This window comes from Methanobacterium petrolearium, assembly GCF_017873625.1.
In the GTDB taxonomy this organism is placed as follows: domain Archaea; phylum Methanobacteriota; class Methanobacteria; order Methanobacteriales; family Methanobacteriaceae; genus Methanobacterium; species Methanobacterium petrolearium.
Map to the genome: position 1 here is coordinate 234,951 of NZ_JAGGKL010000001.1, position 17,171 is coordinate 252,121.

At 39.9% G+C, this 17,171-nt stretch carries 17 protein-coding genes and 1 tRNA gene; 8 read left to right on the plus strand and 10 right to left on the minus strand.

Going from position 1 to position 17,171, the window contains the following annotated elements; all coding sequences use genetic code 11:
- Nucleotides 1–162 precede the first annotated feature (162 nt).
- The 4 genes from J2743_RS01095 (at nucleotide 163) to J2743_RS01110 (ending at nucleotide 3,474) form a co-directional block, all read left to right on the plus strand.
- Nucleotides 163–912: a sugar phosphate isomerase/epimerase family protein gene (locus J2743_RS01095; protein ID WP_209624528.1), complete on the plus strand. Its 750-nt coding sequence runs from the start codon at nucleotides 163–165 to the stop codon at nucleotides 910–912.
- Nucleotides 913–988: 76 nt separating this feature from the next.
- Nucleotides 989–2,092 carry a DUF362 domain-containing protein gene (locus tag J2743_RS01100; protein ID WP_209624530.1) on the plus strand — a complete coding sequence of 368 codons (1,104 nt, stop codon included), beginning with the start codon at nucleotides 989–991 and terminating at the stop codon, nucleotides 2,090–2,092.
- Nucleotides 2,093–2,288: 196 nt separating this feature from the next.
- A complete protein-coding gene (locus tag J2743_RS01105) occupies nucleotides 2,289–2,819 on the plus strand; it encodes a DUF6790 family protein (RefSeq protein WP_209624532.1) in 531 nt (176 codons plus the stop codon).
- Nucleotides 2,788–3,474 (plus strand): TMEM175 family protein, encoded by a 687-nt coding sequence (locus J2743_RS01110; protein ID WP_342451622.1) that lies wholly within the window; start codon nucleotides 2,788–2,790, stop codon nucleotides 3,472–3,474. The genes J2743_RS01105 and J2743_RS01110 overlap by 32 nt, the downstream gene beginning before the upstream one ends.
- 39 nt (nucleotides 3,475–3,513) lie before the next feature.
- Here the strand turns inward: J2743_RS01110 and J2743_RS01115 are convergent, their stop codons facing one another.
- From J2743_RS01115 to ala, 3 genes are all read right to left on the minus strand, one after another.
- Nucleotides 3,514–4,302 carry an HAD family hydrolase gene (locus J2743_RS01115; RefSeq protein ID WP_209624534.1) on the minus strand — a complete coding sequence of 263 codons (789 nt, stop codon included), beginning with the start codon at nucleotides 4,300–4,302 and terminating at the stop codon, nucleotides 3,514–3,516.
- A 78-nt stretch (nucleotides 4,303–4,380) separates the two neighbouring features.
- On the minus strand, nucleotides 4,381–5,013 hold the full coding sequence (locus J2743_RS01120; RefSeq protein ID WP_209624536.1) for a LysE family transporter: 633 nt from the start codon (nucleotides 5,011–5,013) through the stop codon (nucleotides 4,381–4,383).
- A gap of 174 nt (nucleotides 5,014–5,187) precedes the next feature.
- Entirely contained in the window at nucleotides 5,188–6,171 is a 984-nt protein-coding gene (gene ala / locus J2743_RS01125) for an alanine dehydrogenase (RefSeq protein ID WP_209624538.1), read from the minus strand.
- 269 nt (nucleotides 6,172–6,440) lie between these two features.
- Here ala and J2743_RS01130 point away from each other — a divergent pair, with 269 nt between their 5' ends.
- The 3 genes from J2743_RS01130 to J2743_RS01140 all read left to right on the plus strand — a co-directional run bounded on the left by J2743_RS01130 (nucleotide 6,441) and on the right by J2743_RS01140 (nucleotide 10,384).
- Nucleotides 6,441–7,220: a heparan-alpha-glucosaminide N-acetyltransferase gene (locus J2743_RS01130; RefSeq protein ID WP_209624540.1), complete on the plus strand. Its 780-nt coding sequence runs from the start codon at nucleotides 6,441–6,443 to the stop codon at nucleotides 7,218–7,220.
- A 159-nt stretch (nucleotides 7,221–7,379) separates the two neighbouring features.
- The gene (gene gatA, locus J2743_RS01135) at nucleotides 7,380–8,756 is read left to right on the plus strand and encodes an Asp-tRNA(Asn)/Glu-tRNA(Gln) amidotransferase subunit GatA (protein WP_209624542.1); all 1,377 of its coding nucleotides are present in this window, start codon (nucleotides 7,380–7,382) and stop codon (nucleotides 8,754–8,756) included.
- 119 nt (nucleotides 8,757–8,875) lie between these two features.
- Nucleotides 8,876–10,384, plus strand: coding sequence for a nucleotide-binding protein (locus J2743_RS01140; RefSeq protein ID WP_209624544.1), 1,509 nt, complete (start codon nucleotides 8,876–8,878; stop codon nucleotides 10,382–10,384).
- A gap of 114 nt (nucleotides 10,385–10,498) precedes the next feature.
- On the opposite strand, the gene ribB is transcribed toward J2743_RS01140, so the two are convergent.
- The 4 genes from ribB to sepS all read right to left on the minus strand — a co-directional run bounded on the left by ribB (nucleotide 10,499) and on the right by sepS (nucleotide 14,110).
- Nucleotides 10,499–11,176, minus strand: a complete 678-nt coding sequence (ribB, locus tag J2743_RS01145) for a 3,4-dihydroxy-2-butanone-4-phosphate synthase (RefSeq protein WP_209624546.1) — start codon at nucleotides 11,174–11,176, stop codon at nucleotides 10,499–10,501.
- Between the two features lie 140 nt (nucleotides 11,177–11,316).
- On the minus strand, nucleotides 11,317–11,691 hold the full coding sequence (locus J2743_RS01150; protein WP_209624548.1) for a DUF120 domain-containing protein: 375 nt from the start codon (nucleotides 11,689–11,691) through the stop codon (nucleotides 11,317–11,319).
- Between the two features lie 25 nt (nucleotides 11,692–11,716).
- Nucleotides 11,717–12,373 carry an endonuclease V gene (locus J2743_RS01155; protein WP_209624550.1) on the minus strand — a complete coding sequence of 219 codons (657 nt, stop codon included), beginning with the start codon at nucleotides 12,371–12,373 and terminating at the stop codon, nucleotides 11,717–11,719.
- Between the two features lie 75 nt (nucleotides 12,374–12,448).
- Nucleotides 12,449–14,110 carry an O-phosphoserine--tRNA ligase gene (sepS, locus tag J2743_RS01160; RefSeq protein WP_209624553.1) on the minus strand — a complete coding sequence of 554 codons (1,662 nt, stop codon included), beginning with the start codon at nucleotides 14,108–14,110 and terminating at the stop codon, nucleotides 12,449–12,451.
- 134 nt (nucleotides 14,111–14,244) lie between these two features.
- Between sepS and tfrA the strand changes: the two genes are divergently transcribed.
- On the plus strand, nucleotides 14,245–15,891 hold the full coding sequence (tfrA, locus tag J2743_RS01165; protein ID WP_209624555.1) for a fumarate reductase (CoM/CoB) subunit TfrA: 1,647 nt from the start codon (nucleotides 14,245–14,247) through the stop codon (nucleotides 15,889–15,891).
- A 21-nt stretch (nucleotides 15,892–15,912) separates the two neighbouring features.
- Here the strand turns inward: tfrA and J2743_RS01170 are convergent, their stop codons facing one another.
- The 3 genes from J2743_RS01170 to J2743_RS01180 all read right to left on the minus strand — a co-directional run bounded on the left by J2743_RS01170 (nucleotide 15,913) and on the right by J2743_RS01180 (nucleotide 17,159).
- Nucleotides 15,913–16,365, minus strand: a complete 453-nt coding sequence (locus J2743_RS01170) for a DUF3795 domain-containing protein (RefSeq protein ID WP_209624557.1) — start codon at nucleotides 16,363–16,365, stop codon at nucleotides 15,913–15,915.
- Between the two features lie 69 nt (nucleotides 16,366–16,434).
- Nucleotides 16,435–16,506: transfer RNA gene (locus J2743_RS01175), tRNA-Arg, on the minus strand.
- A 185-nt stretch (nucleotides 16,507–16,691) separates the two neighbouring features.
- On the minus strand, nucleotides 16,692–17,159 hold the full coding sequence (locus tag J2743_RS01180; protein WP_209624559.1) for an HIT family protein: 468 nt from the start codon (nucleotides 17,157–17,159) through the stop codon (nucleotides 16,692–16,694).
- Between the last annotated feature and the right edge of the window lie 12 nt (nucleotides 17,160–17,171).

A 17,171-nucleotide genomic window follows, 5' to 3' on the forward strand; every position in this document is an offset into this window, starting at 1 on the left:
CAGTATGATTTCAGGATTTGTTTTTTTTTTGGTAGGATCAAATGCAGCAATCAGTCCGCCACCACTGCGATAAAAAAAAACTTTCAGGATCCGTTTTTGATAGGATCAAATGGGAAACTTTTTCGAAAGATATATCACAATTCTGATAGAAAATTGTGAAACATGAAAATCGGATTTTCCACCCTGGCATTATTCATGGGGTCCTTTGAGGAATTTTTAGATATAGCAACTGAAGATGGGTTTAACCTAATTGAAATACTTTGTGAAGGCCCTTATTGGCCTAGAAACATGCTTAACATTGGGGAAAATTTTGAAATATTTTCTTCTTATGATATAGACGTTTTCCTGCACACACCCACCATTGATCTCAACCCTGCCAGTTTAAATAAAGGCATAAGGGACGAAACGCTCCGACAACTTAAAGAAACTCTAGATATGGCAGTTAAAATTGGTGCTAAGGCCATAACCACTCACCCTGGACTTATACACCGCCTTGAAGATCGGGTAAGGAATATGGCAAAATCTTATTCTTTAGAAACCCTCACTGAAGCCAATAGATATGCTGAAGATGTGGATGTTATATTTTCCGTGGAGAACATGCCCCATAGATATGCCTACTTCTGTAACACTGCCCAAGAACATGCTTACTTCCTGGATAAATGCAACTGCCATGGAACCGTAGATCTGGGACATGCTAACACCACAGGAGATCCCGAATCCTTTCTAAAACTGGAAAATATTCATTACTACCATTTGAATGATAATGATGGGGAAAAAGACCAGCACCTTGCACTAGGCCAGGGCACACTTGATTTGAAACTAATTAATATGGTTGATCTGGGAATAATAGAACTTAACAACTATGAAGATGTTTTAAAAAGTAGAAAAGTCATTTTGAGTCTTGATAAATAAACTAAAAATAAATTTCACACCAGATAGTAAAAAAATAGATATAAAATAAAAGAACCACTTAATGGGGTTATGAGTTATGTCTAGCAAAGTGTATTTTTCTAATTTTCGTTCCAGAAGCAAGGAAGAAAACAAAATCAGCAAAATACAACAATTATTTGATAAGGTGGGTTTTGCAGAATTCATTCAGAACGGAGATTTAACTGCCATAAAACTTCACTTCGGGGAAAGAGGCAACGACACATTTCTTAAACCAGTTTTGGTGAGTTCAATAGTTGAAAAAACTTTGGATTGCCAGGCTAAACCTTTTCTAACCGACACCAACACTCTTTACTATGGAAGCCGCCATAATTCGGTTGACCACCTCAAAACTGCCATAAAAAATGGTTTTGCCTATGCAGTTACTGGGGTGCCGCTAGTCATTGCTGATGGAATTCGAGGAAATAACTGGATTTCTGTGAATGTGAATTTAAAACATTTTCAGGATGTTAAAATAGCAGGAGACATTGAAAAAGCTGATAGTATGCTGGTTTTATCCCATTTTAAGGGTCATGGGATGAGTGGATTTGGAGGAGCCATAAAAAACCTGGCCATGGGATGTTCTGCTGCTCCTGGGAAGGTGGAACAACACCAATGTTCCAAACCAGTTATAAACAATGAATGTACTGCATGTGGGACCTGTGTGGACTCCTGTCCTATATCAGTGATAACCCTTCAAAATAAAAAGGCAGAAATTGACATGAAAAAATGTATAGCATGTAATAACTGCATATCTAACTGTCCAGAATCCGCTATCGAGTTAGATTCAAAGTCATTGCCGGAATTTTCAGAAAGAATGGTAGAATATGCCTACGGGGCGGTTAAACATAAAAAAGGAAGGGTGGGTTACATTAATTTCCTCATGGACATTACTCCTGACTGTGACTGCGAAGCCTTCAGTGACACAGCAATTGTTCCGGATATTGGAATAATAGCCTCTAAAGATCCAGTTGCTTTGGATGCAGCATCTTATGATCTGGTGAACCAGCAAATGGGATTGGAAGGCTCCTTACTTGAACATCAACACCATCAAGGTGGTGATAAATTCAGAGGGGTGTGGGAAGATGTTGATGGTAGAGTACAAATCAGATACGCGGAAAAAATTGGCTTTGGAACCCAAAAATATAATTTAATAACAGTATAAGTGCCATTTCTTGTTTTTGGGTAGATTATAAGGTTTAAATCCTTTTGAAATTGTAGTGTGTGAGTTAAAGAAATAGGTTATAAATTTTTCCATTTTTTTCCCAGAACAAGGTATTAAATAAATGAGAATGGAAGGCAATATTAAAGTGTTAATTTTATGGTTATAGTTAACTTTGGCCATTTGAGGGGGTTATTAAATGGACTTAGCTTATATCTGGTTAATACTGGGCATTATCGGAGCATTAGTAATCCTGATAGTACAATTTTATTCCAAACGAGTTTTGACCTTTAAAAAAATTGTTAGAACATTCCTTCTTTCTTTTCTGGTCATCACTGTTGGTTTCAGTTCTTTATGGGCATTCATAGGCCACACATTTTTCGCGGTTCAAACAGCTTCTTATATTGGGTGGGCTCCGGGAAGTCCGTTTCAACAGGAAATAGCCTTTGCTAACCTGGCATTTGGGGTTCTGGGAATATTGTGTTATTGGGTGAGAGAAAACTTCTGGACTGCTACGGTAATCGGTGTTTCTATTTTCCTCCTGGGTGATGCCATATGTCACATAGGTAACATGTTTTCTACAGGTAACTATGCTCCTGGAAATGTAGGGACAGTTCTAGTTCTGGATATACTGGTGCCTTTGTTACTGATAGGTCTCTTAGTAGCCTACAAATTCCTGCAAGACAGGGATGTTCGCAGTGCCATTAAGAGTTTGGAAAGATCTTTATAGGCTAATTCGAGTATGCAAAGGCGAGGTTAGTGAGTTGCAGGACAATAATCAGGTTATGAACCCGGAAGGAATTAATGTCAAGCGTATAGAAACCCTGGTTGATGGAATTTTCGCCATAGCCATGACACTCTTAGTTCTGGGAATAACCGTACCATCAATAGCCAATCCCACTGAAGCAGACCTATACGGGGCGTTATATGATCTTTTACCTAATTTTTACAGTTATTTTATCAGTTTTATCCTTTTAGCTGTTTTCTGGAGGATAAACCATAATCAATTTAATAGGATTAAAAATGCCGACAATGTTTTATTGTGGATAATGGTATTCTGGTTGCTTTTTGTGGCATTAGTTCCATTTTCCGCATTTTTTGTAGGGGAATATGGTAATTTCCAGATTTCCAACGTATTTTTTGATCTGAACCTCTTTGCCATAGGATTTCTCCTGTTCCTCAATTGGCGCCATGCCATTCGCAGTGACCTGGTGGATGAAAGTAAAATTGAGGGGAGTAAATCTTCATTAAAGATAAGTTTAATGTTACCTGCAATTTCCCTAATTGCACTGGGCCTTACTTTCATCCCCTTTTTTAAAACTTATGGGTACGGTTGGACAAGCCTGGCTTATCTGGCTATTCCGTTATTAAAACGTTTTCAATAGTCAGTCAGGTTTACAATATCCAATTTTAAGTTAAAATAGTTAAAAATCGATATCTAAAACATCTTTAATGTTGTCAACCACAAAATCAGCAGCATTCAAAACTTTAGCAGATGGATTTTCATCTTGCTGTGTGGTTAAAACACCAACATCTGCTTCTTTAAGCGCCAGGATATCGTTGGCGCTATTACCCACCATCATAACCCGATAGTTTCCTTTGAGCTCTTGCACAATTTCCTTTTTTCTTTTGGAATGGGCAGTTCCAAAGACATTTTCAGTTGGAATGTGAATGAAACTGGCTAATTGTTCCAGGGATTTGGTCCGATCTCCTGATGCAACAAAGATACGAAGACCTCTCCTTTTGAGTTTTTCCACTACCATAGGGACTTCAGGGAATATTTTTCCACCAGCGGTAATGGTAAACTCGATCTGGCCACTATGAAAGTCCACAATAAAACCGGAACCACTGCAGATCTGTACGTTGTATCCTTTGTCAATAACCGTTCTGATGGTATCTTGAATATCACTGACTTGGGTTTTATCATCTTTTATAATATTTAATAATTTATTTTTATCGATGTCCAGAGAAGAATAGCTTATATCAAATGGAACATTGTTCCTACTAATAAATTGGTAGATACTCTGTTTTGAACGTGCATTTATAATGCAAGTGGAAGGATCAGTCTGCAGAACGACCAGGGCCCGGTAAGGATGCTGATCTACCAGATCAATGGAACTGGTGTGATCACTGATAAGTCCAGATTTGATATCTTTAATTGCCCGGTATCTTGAAATCAGGGTTCCGGAGTTATCAAAAACTACTGCTTTCATATTCCTTAATAGTATACAATAACTTAAATAATTACATCCCCCTTGAAAGAAGGATTGGAATTATTTCATTTTCCCCATTTACGCTATTAATGTGGAGTATATGAAGTAAACCCCTAACAGTACCAGGAAAACACCGCAAACAATCATCATGATTTTGTAACGTTTTCCAGGCAGCACGTGTCGTCCTTTGCTGGTGAAAAAACTGACTAAACTGTACCATGTGAGATCTGCACCCCAGTGGCCCACTAAAAAACTTAGAACCCCGATAACCCCTGCCAGTTCTATTCCTTTAAGCATGAAAGCCCAACCTACAGTAGCCCACCATAGGTAGAAGTAAGGGTTGGTAACACTGGTTATTATCCCACTAATGATTGATCCTCGTTTTTCAGTTGATTCTTCTTCTCCAGGAATTTTTGAGGGCACTGGGGATTTAGCAATGACATAACCAATATAAATAAGCATCAAACCACCGAAACCCCCGATTATCATGGTTGCTGTCTTTGATCCAATGGCCCAACCAAGCCCCAGCACCAGGAGTATCATCAGAGTTATTTCGGCAATGTAATGTCCCAGAACAATCAGGGGTCCGGCTTTGTAGCCTTTTTTCAAGGAATCAGAGATGGTGACAGTGAGCATTGGCCCTGGGACCATTGCACCGGATAAACCAACCCAAAAAGATGCTACGGCGAATAATAAAACTTCAATCCACATTAATAATCATAAACTCCTCAAATCATAAATTTCCATAACTTACATTCTATAATTTACATTCTAAGAATAAATAACATAACATCTTCCCAAAAAAATTTATTATAGATAAATGTCCCATAAACGAAGAAAAAGGTAAATAAAAGGGTTTATTCTGCCCTAAAATTTTATTCCCATTTATTCCATAAAATTGAAATCTGTACCTATGTTTTGTTCCTTGGCTCTCTTGTAAATCATTCCTGCAGTTACCACATCCTGAACAGCCAGACCAGTGGAGTCAAAAATAGTGATCTCATTATCTTCTCGGCCACTTTTTTTACCAATGATCACTTCCCCAATTTTGGCATGGATATCCTTCTGTTTAAGAACTTTTTGAGAGACAGGAACATTGATCTCCCCACTGTGGCTGGCCTGATCCCATGAATCTATAACGATCTTTGAGTTAAGGAGCAATCTGGTTTCCAACTCCTGTTTAGTAGGTGCATCAGCGCCCATGGCATTGATATGGGTGCCTGGACTAATCCATTCAGCCTTTATAACTGGTTTACGGGATGGGGTGGTGGTTACAACTACATCTGCATCACGAACCGCATCTTCAACAGAATCAACAGCTTCCACATCGAAACCATATAATTCAGATGCTGTTTTGGCGAAGTTAGTTCTGGTGCTACATGTCCTGCAATATACCCTGGCTTTTTTAATGTTCATTACTTCATTAAGAGCCATCAGTTGAGCACATGCCTGTTTCCCTGCTCCGATTATTCCCAATGTCTCTGAATCTGGTCTTGCTAAGTATTTGGTGGCTACACCGGCCGCTGCACCGGTTCTCATGTCTGTTACCCAAGTTCCATCCATAACTGCCATTGGAAATCCTGTTTCAGGATTTATGAGTTCGATGATGGCCATTACCGTGGGTATGTTATGATTCTGAGGATTTTTGGGGTGAACATTGACACATTTAACTCCAGCTTCCTCTGTGCTCCGTACGTAACAGGGCATAATCCTCAGATCTCCTTCATGGAAAAATAAATAATCTTTAGGAGGCATTTGAACATCACGTTGGGCAAAAGCCTTAAAAGCTGTTTCAACAGCACTAACAACTTCTTTCATGGTTATGAGATTCTTTATTTCACTTTGTTTTAATAAAAGAGTTCCAGACATGTTCCCACCTCAAGTTAATCCAAATTGAATAATCAATACTTGAGTAACAGTATTTACAGGAATTTCACGGTGTTTTATTATAACGACCTAAACATTTAACTTTAACTATTTGTGCAGCTAGAAACACTTTTTAGGAAATAAAGGTGCATATGGATTTAATAATAACCCAACGATAACTTGCATATAACTACAAAGTAGGTCCAAGTTTCAATTCAACAACACCAAATTATTAGATATTTAGAGAATTTAAATTAACTGCAGGTATTTGCATGGATATTCATCAACGTTTCTGGGAAATAGATGTTTTAAGGGGACTGGCCATATTGATGATGGTTACTTATCATCTAATGTTCGATCTGGACTATTTTGGAATATATTCTCTGAACTTATCCTCAGGAACTTTTTGGATTTTCCCCAGAATAATTGCATTCATCTTTATTTTTCTGGTGGGGATTTCCCTTACCTTAAGTTACTCTCGTGCAGATATTATACGTAAAGATCAGGGGAAAAACAGTTTATTCCCCAAATACATGAAAAGAGGGGTGAAACTTTTAATTCTGGGCCTGTTCATCACCCTGATCACCTGGATATTCATCCCCCAGGACTTCATAGTATTCGGAATCCTGCATTTCATTGGAATTGCCATAATACTGGAGTATCCATTTTTAGATAAAAAATACCTTAACTTGGTCCTGGGGATTGTATTCATAATCATTGGTTTCATAGTGGCTCAATTCACAGTTAACTATCCCTGGCTTTTGTGGTTGGGTTTGAAACCTAGCGTATTTGTCACAGTAGATTATTTCCCCTTATTTCCCTGGTTGGGTGTGGTTTCACTGGGCCTGTTCATTGGGAAAGTTTTATACACTAAATATAAGAGGAGATATCCCCTTCCAGACCTTTCAAAAAATCTGGTAATCAAAATATTCAGTTTTCTTGGCAGGCACTCTCTTATAATTTATTTAATACATCAACCAATACTCATAATGGTCCTTTACATGTTAGGAGTCCTTGATCTGGGGAATTTGTTTCATCTTTTGAATTATTGAACTAAATGGGATTAAACTAAATGGGAAAAGATAACTATTCTTTTTCACTTAACCACTCTTGGTGAACCAATGGTAAATATAATAAGATTCATTTCCTAAATCAACAATGGTAATGAATAAAGTGTAGAAAGATCGCTACTCACGTACTTGGGTGGGAATATGAATATTTTGGAAAAATCACAATCAATCAGGAATCACAAAACAACCGCATCAGAAAATCTGGAAGGATTTATCAAAAAAATAAACAAGGATAACCCTAAAATTAACGCTTTTTTAGAGATAAACATTGATAATGCTCGCAAAAAAGCTATAGAAATAGATTCTAAGATTAAAAATGGTGAAAAAGTTGGAAAACTGGCTGGTTTAGTTGTAGGAATAAAGAGCAATATCAATGTAGAAGATTTCCATATCACTGCTGCTTCTCCTACCCTGAAAAACTATATTGGTAGTTATGATGCCACAGTAGTCCAGCGCATAAAGGATAAAGACGGGATAATTATTGGAATGACCAACATGGACGAATTTGCCGCAGGAAGTTCCACTGAAACATCATTCCGAGGCCCCACAGATAATCCCCGGGCACCAGGCAGAATTCCTGGTGGGTCCAGTGGTGGAAGTGCTGCAGCAGTGGCCTCTGGCATGTGTGATATTGCTTTAGGTTCTGATACTGGTGGATCTATACGTAATCCTGCCTCGCACTGTGGAGTGATGGGGTTCAAACCAACTTATGGTGTGGTAAGCCGCCAAGGACTACTGGATCTGGCCATGAGTTTTGACCAGATTGGTCCTTTCTCTCTGGATGCCAGTGGAGTGGCCCTGATGTTAGAGGTCATCGCTGGGGAGGATCGTCGTGAGTGTACCACCATCAACTGGCAGGTGCCAGAGTTCACCAAAAGCATAGCTGATTCAGAAGATGCACTTAAAGGCATGCGTTTGGGTGTAGTAAAGGAATTCTTTGATGTCTCTGATGAGGCAATCGTTAATATTATTGAAGAAAACATCCAGCAAATGCAAGAGGCAGGGGCGGAAGTAGTTGAATTAAACTTTGATTATCTCAAATTATGTCTGCCTACCTACTACCTCATAAACTATGTGGAGTTCTTCTCAGCCACCAGAAAATATGATGGTCGAAAATATGGTGAACGCATCGAAGAAGTGTGTGGAGAAGAAGTGCTGCGCCGGATATACATGGGATCATACATCAGCCAGAAAGAATTCAGTGGCAAATATTATAAAAAGGCATTACAGGCCCGTTCACTAATAAGAAAAGAAATAACCGGACTTTTAAAGGATGTTGACGTGCTGGTAGGTCCAACCGTTCCTAAACTACCCCATAAAGTGGGCACGGAACTGGAACCAATGGAAATGTATGCCTATGACATCTTGACAGTAATAGCCAACCTGGCAGGCATACCCGCAGCCAGCACCCCTGCTGGGGATGTTAATGGAATACCCGTGGGAATGCAGTTACAGGCCAAACCATTGGATGATGAAAAAATAGTTAAACTGATGGCTGCCAATGAAGTACTGAATTAACATATTTAATATTTTATTTATTTTAGAAAACTGAATATTTTTTTAGAAAAGCGAATATCTAAAATAGTGAATATCTAAAATCCTAATTAAATTACCTAAACGACTAAAAAGAGGATTTCATGAAAAAAATAGGCATCCTTTATGTTAAAGGATCACTACCCAACTTCGAGAACTTCGGAGAGTTACCTACTCATGTTTTAAAGGATAATGGTCTGGTAAATGGTAAAGAAGGTCATAAAGTCTTGGATGGCCTCATAATTCCAGGTGGAAGTATCATGGAGTCTGTGAGCATCAGCCCGGAAGTTGAAAATGTCATCAGGAAAATGAACAACCAGGGCAAATTCATACTGGGAATGTGCTCTGGATTCCAGGTTCTTGCCCATAAAACAGATATTGGGCGGAAATCTCCCTGTCCAGTGGAACGACCTGGCCTGGGAATACTAGATGTTACCTTTCATCCCCTCATAGGCACTGATAGAGTGGAAGCTGAAGTAATGGATGAATCCTTTCTGACTAAGGGAATGATTGGAGAAAGTGTAACTGGTTTTCACTGCCACACCTATGGTGATATAAAGGGTGATGCACAACCAGTCTTCTTTTCAAAGGTTAAAAGGACGGATTACACAGATAATCCTCGGAAAATACTTTCAGGAGTCCGGAATGATGAGGGTAATGTGGTGGGAACCATGGTCCACGCATCCTTGGATGAAAACCCCTCCCTCAGGGACAACATTTTAGCTTACCTGGATACAGATGAACGAGATATTCAGGAGATTCAATCAGCCAATCAAGATCTGGTTGAGAAAATCAAAGGAGAAATAGGGATAGGGTGGGATATTCACTCAGATAATCGTGTTTTTAAAGGTTTAAATGATATTTCACAAATGCCTCCATTTCTTATGATTGCCAGCACCGGATCTGATTCTGGGAAAACATTCCTAACCACTGGACTGGTGGGGGCACTACGGAAAAAAGGTTACCGGGTGGGGGTGCTAAAGGTTGGTCCGGATATAAGGGACCTGGTACCAGCACTCTACTTGAATAAAGAGAAAATGGAGAACTTTTCATCCATCCAGATAGGTGGCCTGGGCTGGAAAGACTTAAAAGAAGTAATTAGAAATGTTAAAGGAAAAAATTATGATCTAATTTTAATAGAAGGTGTTATGAGCATTTTCACAGGGCTTTTGAACGAAAAAACTCCATTTTCAGCAGCTGAAATTGCTAGGGCGGGAAATATTCCCACATTACTGGTCACTGGCTGTAACAAGGGTGGTATTGAAACTGCCGCCGTTGATTTGGCCTCTCATGTGAATATCATGGATAATTTAGGTATAAAAACCACCGGAGTTATCTTAAACAAGGTTTACCATGAAGGAATAGCTGAAACTGCATCAGATTATCTTAAAAAAACCACCGGACTTGAATGGGTGGGCCGAGTTCCCAAGACCCAGTTGGCTGCCCGGGGAGGAACTCCTGAGGTGGAGATAAAACTGGAAGACTTTTGCCTGAAAGCTATGGAAACTGTTGAAAAACATCTGGATGTTGCCGGAATTATGAAAATGGCTCAAAAACCATATTTCGATGGTTATATATCCTATAAAGAGATATTAAAGGATTTCATGAACTAATTTTCGTGGGGTTTTCATAGATCATTAATGTTTACAGACCATTGAAAATTTTTTTTTAGATGGATTTCAATGTTATAGCATGGATTTTTTAAGGCAATATTTTTTTAAGGTAAATTAAATGTCTTTAAATTCATGGTAACCTTCAATTAATTCTGCACCGCTTAAAAACACAAGATCATGGTTTTTAGCATACTTGGCCACATCGTCGGTGACCATGGAATTACCAGTCACATCATCCATCATTTCACAACAAACTGCCACCTGAGTTAACCCTGCCATTTCTGCCAGGGCCACACTCATCTCAGTGTGTCCTTTTCTATTTAAAACATGGCCTTCAGTGGCTCTAAGAAGAGTTACATGTCCTGGGGCGCGGAAATATTTGCCAAAATCAGCGAAATTCCCATTTTTACATAAAAATCCAAGTTCTTTGATGGTGCAGGCCCGGTCATTGTCGGTGATGCCAGTAAAGGTTTTTCTGTGGTTCACGGTTATGGAGAATGCTGATTTCTCATCGTAAGGAATGTCATTAGGTGATAATTCACCTAAAACTGGATATTTATCAGTGGCAGCTTCCATTACATCGGTCATGAATGGTATACCCAACTGATCTGAGATTTCTGAGGATATAGGCACACAAACCAGTCCACCAGCATCATTTCTAATGGTGGTCATATGAGAGGGGGTCATGAACTCTGCAGACATGATCATGTCTGTTTCCCGTTCACGGTTATCATCATCAAATATTAAAACTATTTCTCCATTTTTAAACGCTTCTACTGCTTTTTTTATCATATAATCACAGGATTAGATTTTTTCCGTAGTAAATTGGTTATTATTTTTTTAAACTCAATTCCGTTGTTCACGTCTACTGATTGGTTTTTGTAATATATTAAATCTTCAAAACCAATAATCAATCTGATTCAGCAAATCATTTATTCTATTTTAAGGGTGGCCACATCTCCATCTTCAAGTTTGAGTTTTTCCCTGAGTTTTTCCCTGGCCACGAACTCCAAAGTCTTACTGGAATGTTGGGTTTTAACTGGAAACAAGATTGCTCCATCCATTTCTCCGTTTAACTGAGCTCTTAGAAATTTAACATCACCAAATCCTTCGTCACCCTTAATGATCCCCATTTCATCATCAAGATCATTTAATGACTTGGCATCTTTTCCTGAAATTTTCAGGTTAAGAGTCCCAGGAAATGGTTCAAAGCCAAGATTTTCCAGAAATTTCTCCTTATAAAATTCCAAAGACATGAAATAACTGCCTTTACCTGTTCCAGAGACTACGGTTCCGATAATTTCCATTTTAAATCCTCAATATTTTAAATCATCAACACTTTTTTAACTGATTTTTAAAGGTTTCAGTTGCCAGCATATGGGCTTGTCTTACAGGTTCAGGGGTTTTGTAGATGCTTGTTTGCAGTGCAACGTCTAAGACGGTTTCAAGGCACATTTTATGGCCAACACTCACATAGATTCCCCTAAAAAAGGCCCCAACCACACGATTATCCTGTTTTAAAAGTTGAACTTCTTGGGGGGTGTGGTCTTTTTGGGTGGCCTCCATTATATAACTTCCACCAGTTAACCTTTTTGCCACACCCATAGTGGGAACATCCATAAGTACACCCACATGGGAAGCCAGGCCAAAACCTGCAGGATGCATAACCCCATGGCCATTAACCATCAAAACATCAAAATCATGTTCAAGGGAGTTAACAACAGAAACTACAGCATCAACCTCCCTTACACCTAAAAAACCAGACATATATGGGAAAAATAATTCAATATCCACTGTTTTTTTCTCTAATAGGTCCAGACCTTCGGTTTCCAGAACCACAGCAGCGGCAACTGCTTCATTATCAATGGAAAATGAAACATCAACACCTGCCACCTTCGTAATGTTGTTGAAACAGTTTTTTTGGACCACCTTGTCTGCTAATGAACGTTGAATATTGGTTAAAAGTTGGGTAAGGTTAATAGAAGGCATTATCTTTCATATTCCACCATTGTTCAGTGTAATAGAATTCCAATTATCTCCACACACATTAGTATTCATCACGGATCAATCTTTAACTTCCCCAGTAATCGTGCAGAATATAGGGCCACGAATGTCAATAACCTTGTTTTTACTGGTGATATAACGCATGGCCACATCATCCAGTTTAAGGTTAACATCAGAGGGTAATTTGGCTATTGTTGTCCTTAAACGAGTAGATTCTTCCCCACTAACCACCATTTCCTCCACACGATAGGCAACCTGAGCTGCCACCCCATCCAAGTAGGTGATACCCGTTGGGATGCCCTTTCTAAGTGCCTGTATAGCCAGATCATCCACGATCTCATTCCCCATACTATCAATGATATCTTCAATCACATCATCCAGTGGTTGCACAGTGTTGAGGGTGCGGGGATGGGGCACTCCCACAATGTTCCCATCATAAACATATATTCGGTTCCAGCTGGCTGGTCCCAGTAGTTTGGTGCCTGCTTCTGGTTCCACGATCTTGACAGCAATGTTTTTATCCAAAAACTCTCCTTCAAAGATGGTAAACTCACAGGGTGATTCTGCATCACTGTGTTCCCTTGCGGTGTTAATAATGGATTCTGCAAGTTTCCTCCCATCATCAGTCACAGGATAAAGGTTCATACGAAGCATAGATGCTAATTCACGGTCAGTAAGACTTCTTTTAGTATATGTCTGGGGGTAAACCATTTCCCTGATGTCTTCATATCCTCCCAGGATCATGGCCATCCTTTCTGCCCCTACACCAAGGTTCATAACTTCTTGGCCGATTCCATATCTTGCCAGGGCTATGGGGGAGTATAATCCAAAGGTGGCCACTTCCACCCAGTCGTTTAATTGGGGATGGTAACCGTAAACCTCAGTCTGGGTGCCAGGAATATAATATTTGGATTTCTTCTCATCAGGTAAGAATTTGAACTTTTTAAAACCAAAATACTCCAGTAAACTCTCAGACACAGCCATTCCTAAGTCCAAAGATACCTCATCATCCATCCAGACACACGAAGCTGAGTGATAAGTCATGAGGTGACTTGCATCTTCTCGTTGTTCTCTACGGAAGCAACGATCAATTGAAAACAGTTTTACTGGCAATGGATAATTTTTAACCATTGATTCCAGGGTTATGAACCATCCTGACGTCATATGTGAACGTAGAGTGGTTTTACTGGAGATGGGTGTGAGTTCTTTAAGTTCTGGGAAAACTCTCTCCAGTACTCTGAGACCTGTTTCCCCTTCCACTTCCAGGGCAACAGAAACATCGTGTACCAGATCATCCCCACTGGTATTGCCCTTTTTGTAACTGCGGAACACTTCTTTCAGGGACTGGATCTTATCTTCATCTAAGCCTACTCCCAATCCTTCTATTTGCTCAATTTTATCCATTCCGATCCCTATATCGGGACGTGGTAGGCCAGCCAGATAAAAACAGCGGTCTAAAACTGCAGGGGCTTCTGGTCCGAACTGACGGTAAATATGATCATCTTCAATGAATAATGGGTTGATAGCCTCAGAAAAACCCAGTAAAAGATATGCTTGCCTTAATTTGGCAATGGTGTCATTTAACGGGTGAGTTTGCCCAGTTTTAAGGTGCAGTCGAGGATATTCGTCATCATGATGGGGTTTTTTAAGGTTCAGGCCAGATTTTACCCAGGCCTTTTCAAAATCCCTCTTTGCCAGTTTCAATATCTCCTTCTTCTTCACTGCACATCCTCCTAGTGGTTATAAGATAATAAGAAATTGTTTAAGATCATTTTTATATTTGTTTTTAATTGTACTCTTAAACTTCTGTTGGCCTACTTTAAAAACTTAAATAAAACCGGGTGCAATCTCATATCATGGAAAAGGAGACCTACTCTACTGATGTGCTGGTGATCGGATCCGGAGGAGCCGGATGCAGAGCAGCCATAGAAGCCAAAAAACATGGAAAAGATGTAATAATAGTATCCAAAGGATTATCATATAAATCAGGGTGCACCACCCTGGCAGAAGGAGGATACAATGCAGCATTTGCCTATGTGGATGCTGAAGACAGTACACAAGCCCATCTGGATGACACCCTCAAAGGGGGGGCCTACCTAAATGACCAGGAACTGGTACATGTCCTGGTGGAAGAAGCACCTGACAGGTTAACTGAACTGGAAGGTTATGGAGCATTATTTGACCGCCAGGAATCAGGAAAACTGAACCAACGGCCATTTGGAGGCCAAACCTACCGCAGAACATGTTTCCAGGGGGACCGCACCGGTCATGAGATGATGACTGCCCTTAGAGAGGAAGTAACCCGTCTGGATATAGAAACGGTAGATGAGGTCATGATCACCACCCTCCTACAGGACAGTGAAGGAAATGTAGGTGGAGCGTGTGGAATATCATTATCAAACACCCATTTTGTAACCTTTTTGGCTAAATCAACCATCATAACCACTGGAGGCGCAGGTTGGATTTATCCAGTGACTTCCAATGCCCTACAAAAAACAGGAGACGGCTATGCCCTATCATGGAATGCAGGGGCCGATCTTCTGGACATGGAACAGGTCCAATTCCACCCCACTGGCATGTTATACCCGGATTCCCGTCGCGGAGTCCTGGTAACTGAGGCAGTGCGAGGGGAAGGGGGTAAACTCATAAATTCTGAGGGTGAAAGGTTCATGGCTAACTATGACCCTCGCGGAGAGCTGGCCACCAGGGATGTGGTTGCCCGTGCCATCTACAATGAAATAATGGAAGGCAGAGGTACAGAAAATGGTGGGGTATATCTGGATGTCACTCATCTACCTGCAGAAGTTATTGAAGAAAAACTGGAAACCATGCTCCTACAATTCCAGGACGTGGGAGCAGACATCAGAAAAGAACCAATGGAAGTAGCACCCACAGCCCATCACTTCATGGGAGGGGCCAGAATAAACCCACACTGTGAAACCAACATCCCTAATTTATACGTGGCAGGGGAGGCATCAGGAGGAGTTCACGGAGCTAACCGCCTAGGTGGGAATGCACTGGCTGACACCCAGGTCTTTGGAAAACGAGCCGGTGAAACAGCCGCATTAAATGTATCAAAATCGAAATTCACATTGAACCCTGCTTCTGTAGAAATGGAACAGGGAAGAATTACTAAACTATTCCAAGATGGAGATTACTATCCCTTCCAGCTCAAAGAAGAACTGCAGGAAGTAATGTGGAATGATGTGGCTATCATCAGACAGTCAGAAGGTCTGAAATCTGCTCTTGAAAGAATCAATGCACTTAAAGAGAAAATGACCCGCATGATTGTTCCTGATGTTATTGGCTATAATCGGCACCTTCAAGACGCCCTGGAACTTGAAAACATGATTTTAATCGCGGAACTGGTCACTAAATCTGCCATTATACGTGAGGAGAGTAGAGGGGCACATTATCGTGGGGATTATCCGGAAACCAGGGATGAATGGAATAAAAGTATAATATTGAATAAAAATGAAGAGGTTAGGTTTAAAAAAAGATAAAATTATTTTACAAAAATTGTTTTACCAGTTCCTATCCCCTTTTATAAATTCTTCAACTCCCCTATCCCTTAATATCACTAAATTTTTTATATGGCCATCTCCGTGGGTTTTTAGAAATTGAAGTTTCTCACACTCTTTTAATTCAGTGTAATCTTTAAATTCATCACACTCCCAACAACCCATAATACCTTTTTCACCGCAGCATTTCCGGATTTCACAGAAAGGAGGTCCATCCCCAGTCCTACAACCCTCACATTTAAGTTCTTTCAAAGTTTCTAATAGCTCTACAAAGCTATCATAATTCTTAAATGCTTTAAAAACAGGTATTTCTGCGAAAAAATCCGCATTTTTTTTGAAATTAATCTCTTTAAGTTCTGTATTCAGTTCATCTGCAAGTGAAGCTATTTTACCATGATAACCGAAACAATCACCACAGTAAAGCCCGCAATAACTGATTAGTTCTTCTTCCCCCATTTTTAATCACCTGAATGATATTTTGAACATTGAAGAATAAATTTATTTCTAAAAATCAGAGAGTGGTAGTGCCCTGACCGGGACTTGAACCCGGGTAATAGGATCCGCAATCCTACGTGATATCCACTACACTATCAGGGCATAAGTAAAATAGTAATTAAATGTTCCAACAAGAATTAGTTGAAACCTATAAACTAGTTGATTTTTTTTGTATTTAAGTGTTTTTTAGGTATTTCTCAGGTATTTATTTTACCGGTCAGTAGATAATTTTCAGGCCAGTTGAATACCTACCAGTGGTTGGTTGCAAATAAGCTACAGTAACTAACCTAAATTTCCAGATATTTTGTTATTTCATTTTTGATCTTGGTTGTGAACTCTTCTGAAAGTTTCATTGATCTTCCCCGGTCATGCATGGTGCTCCTACCGAAACAGGGATCTTCGAATGTTTTACCATGGAATACCACGGTGTCCTGGTAACGGGGGATGAAATGCCAGTGTAAATGGGGTGAAGGAGGATCTTCAAGATAGGAAGAGTTCATCAAACAGCCCCAGTTGAACATGGTGGGATGGAACGCCTTTTTAACAGCAAATTCCAGTTTCCTGACAACAAATGCCAGGTCAGCCCATTCATCGGCATTCAGACCAGAAAGTTCGGTTTCATTCCTTTTAAGGGCCACAACGCAGGTTCCCAGGTTCCTCTGATCAGGGGCCAGGATGATAAGCCAGTGTCCAGTTTCAGCCAGGAGTTCACCATACTTACGATGGTTTATTTTCTCAAAATACTCGCATTCCACTTAGAACACCTC

Coding starts and splice junctions, on each gene's coding strand:
- J2743_RS01095 (WP_209624528.1), top strand. CDS start 163: ATGAAAATCGGATTTTCCACCCTGGCATTATTCATGGGGTCCTTTGAG.
- J2743_RS01100 (WP_209624530.1), top strand. CDS start 989: ATGTCTAGCAAAGTGTATTTTTCTAATTTTCGTTCCAGAAGCAAGGAA.
- J2743_RS01105 (WP_209624532.1), top strand. CDS start 2,289: ATGGACTTAGCTTATATCTGGTTAATACTGGGCATTATCGGAGCATTA.
- J2743_RS01115 (WP_209624534.1), bottom strand. CDS start 4,302: ATGAAAGCAGTAGTTTTTGATAACTCCGGAACCCTGATTTCAAGATAC.
- J2743_RS01120 (WP_209624536.1), bottom strand. CDS start 5,013: ATGTGGATTGAAGTTTTATTATTCGCCGTAGCATCTTTTTGGGTTGGT.
- ala (WP_209624538.1), bottom strand. CDS start 6,171: ATGTCTGGAACTCTTTTATTAAAACAAAGTGAAATAAAGAATCTCATA.
- J2743_RS01130 (WP_209624540.1), top strand. CDS start 6,441: ATGGATATTCATCAACGTTTCTGGGAAATAGATGTTTTAAGGGGACTG.
- gatA (WP_209624542.1), top strand. CDS start 7,380: ATGAATATTTTGGAAAAATCACAATCAATCAGGAATCACAAAACAACC.
- J2743_RS01140 (WP_209624544.1), top strand. CDS start 8,876: ATGAAAAAAATAGGCATCCTTTATGTTAAAGGATCACTACCCAACTTC.
- ribB (WP_209624546.1), bottom strand. CDS start 11,176: ATGATAAAAAAAGCAGTAGAAGCGTTTAAAAATGGAGAAATAGTTTTA.
- J2743_RS01150 (WP_209624548.1), bottom strand. CDS start 11,691: ATGGAAATTATCGGAACCGTAGTCTCTGGAACAGGTAAAGGCAGTTAT.
- J2743_RS01155 (WP_209624550.1), bottom strand. CDS start 12,373: ATGCCTTCTATTAACCTTACCCAACTTTTAACCAATATTCAACGTTCA.
- tfrA (WP_209624555.1), top strand. CDS start 14,245: ATGGAAAAGGAGACCTACTCTACTGATGTGCTGGTGATCGGATCCGGA.
- J2743_RS01170 (WP_209624557.1), bottom strand. CDS start 16,365: ATGGGGGAAGAAGAACTAATCAGTTATTGCGGGCTTTACTGTGGTGAT.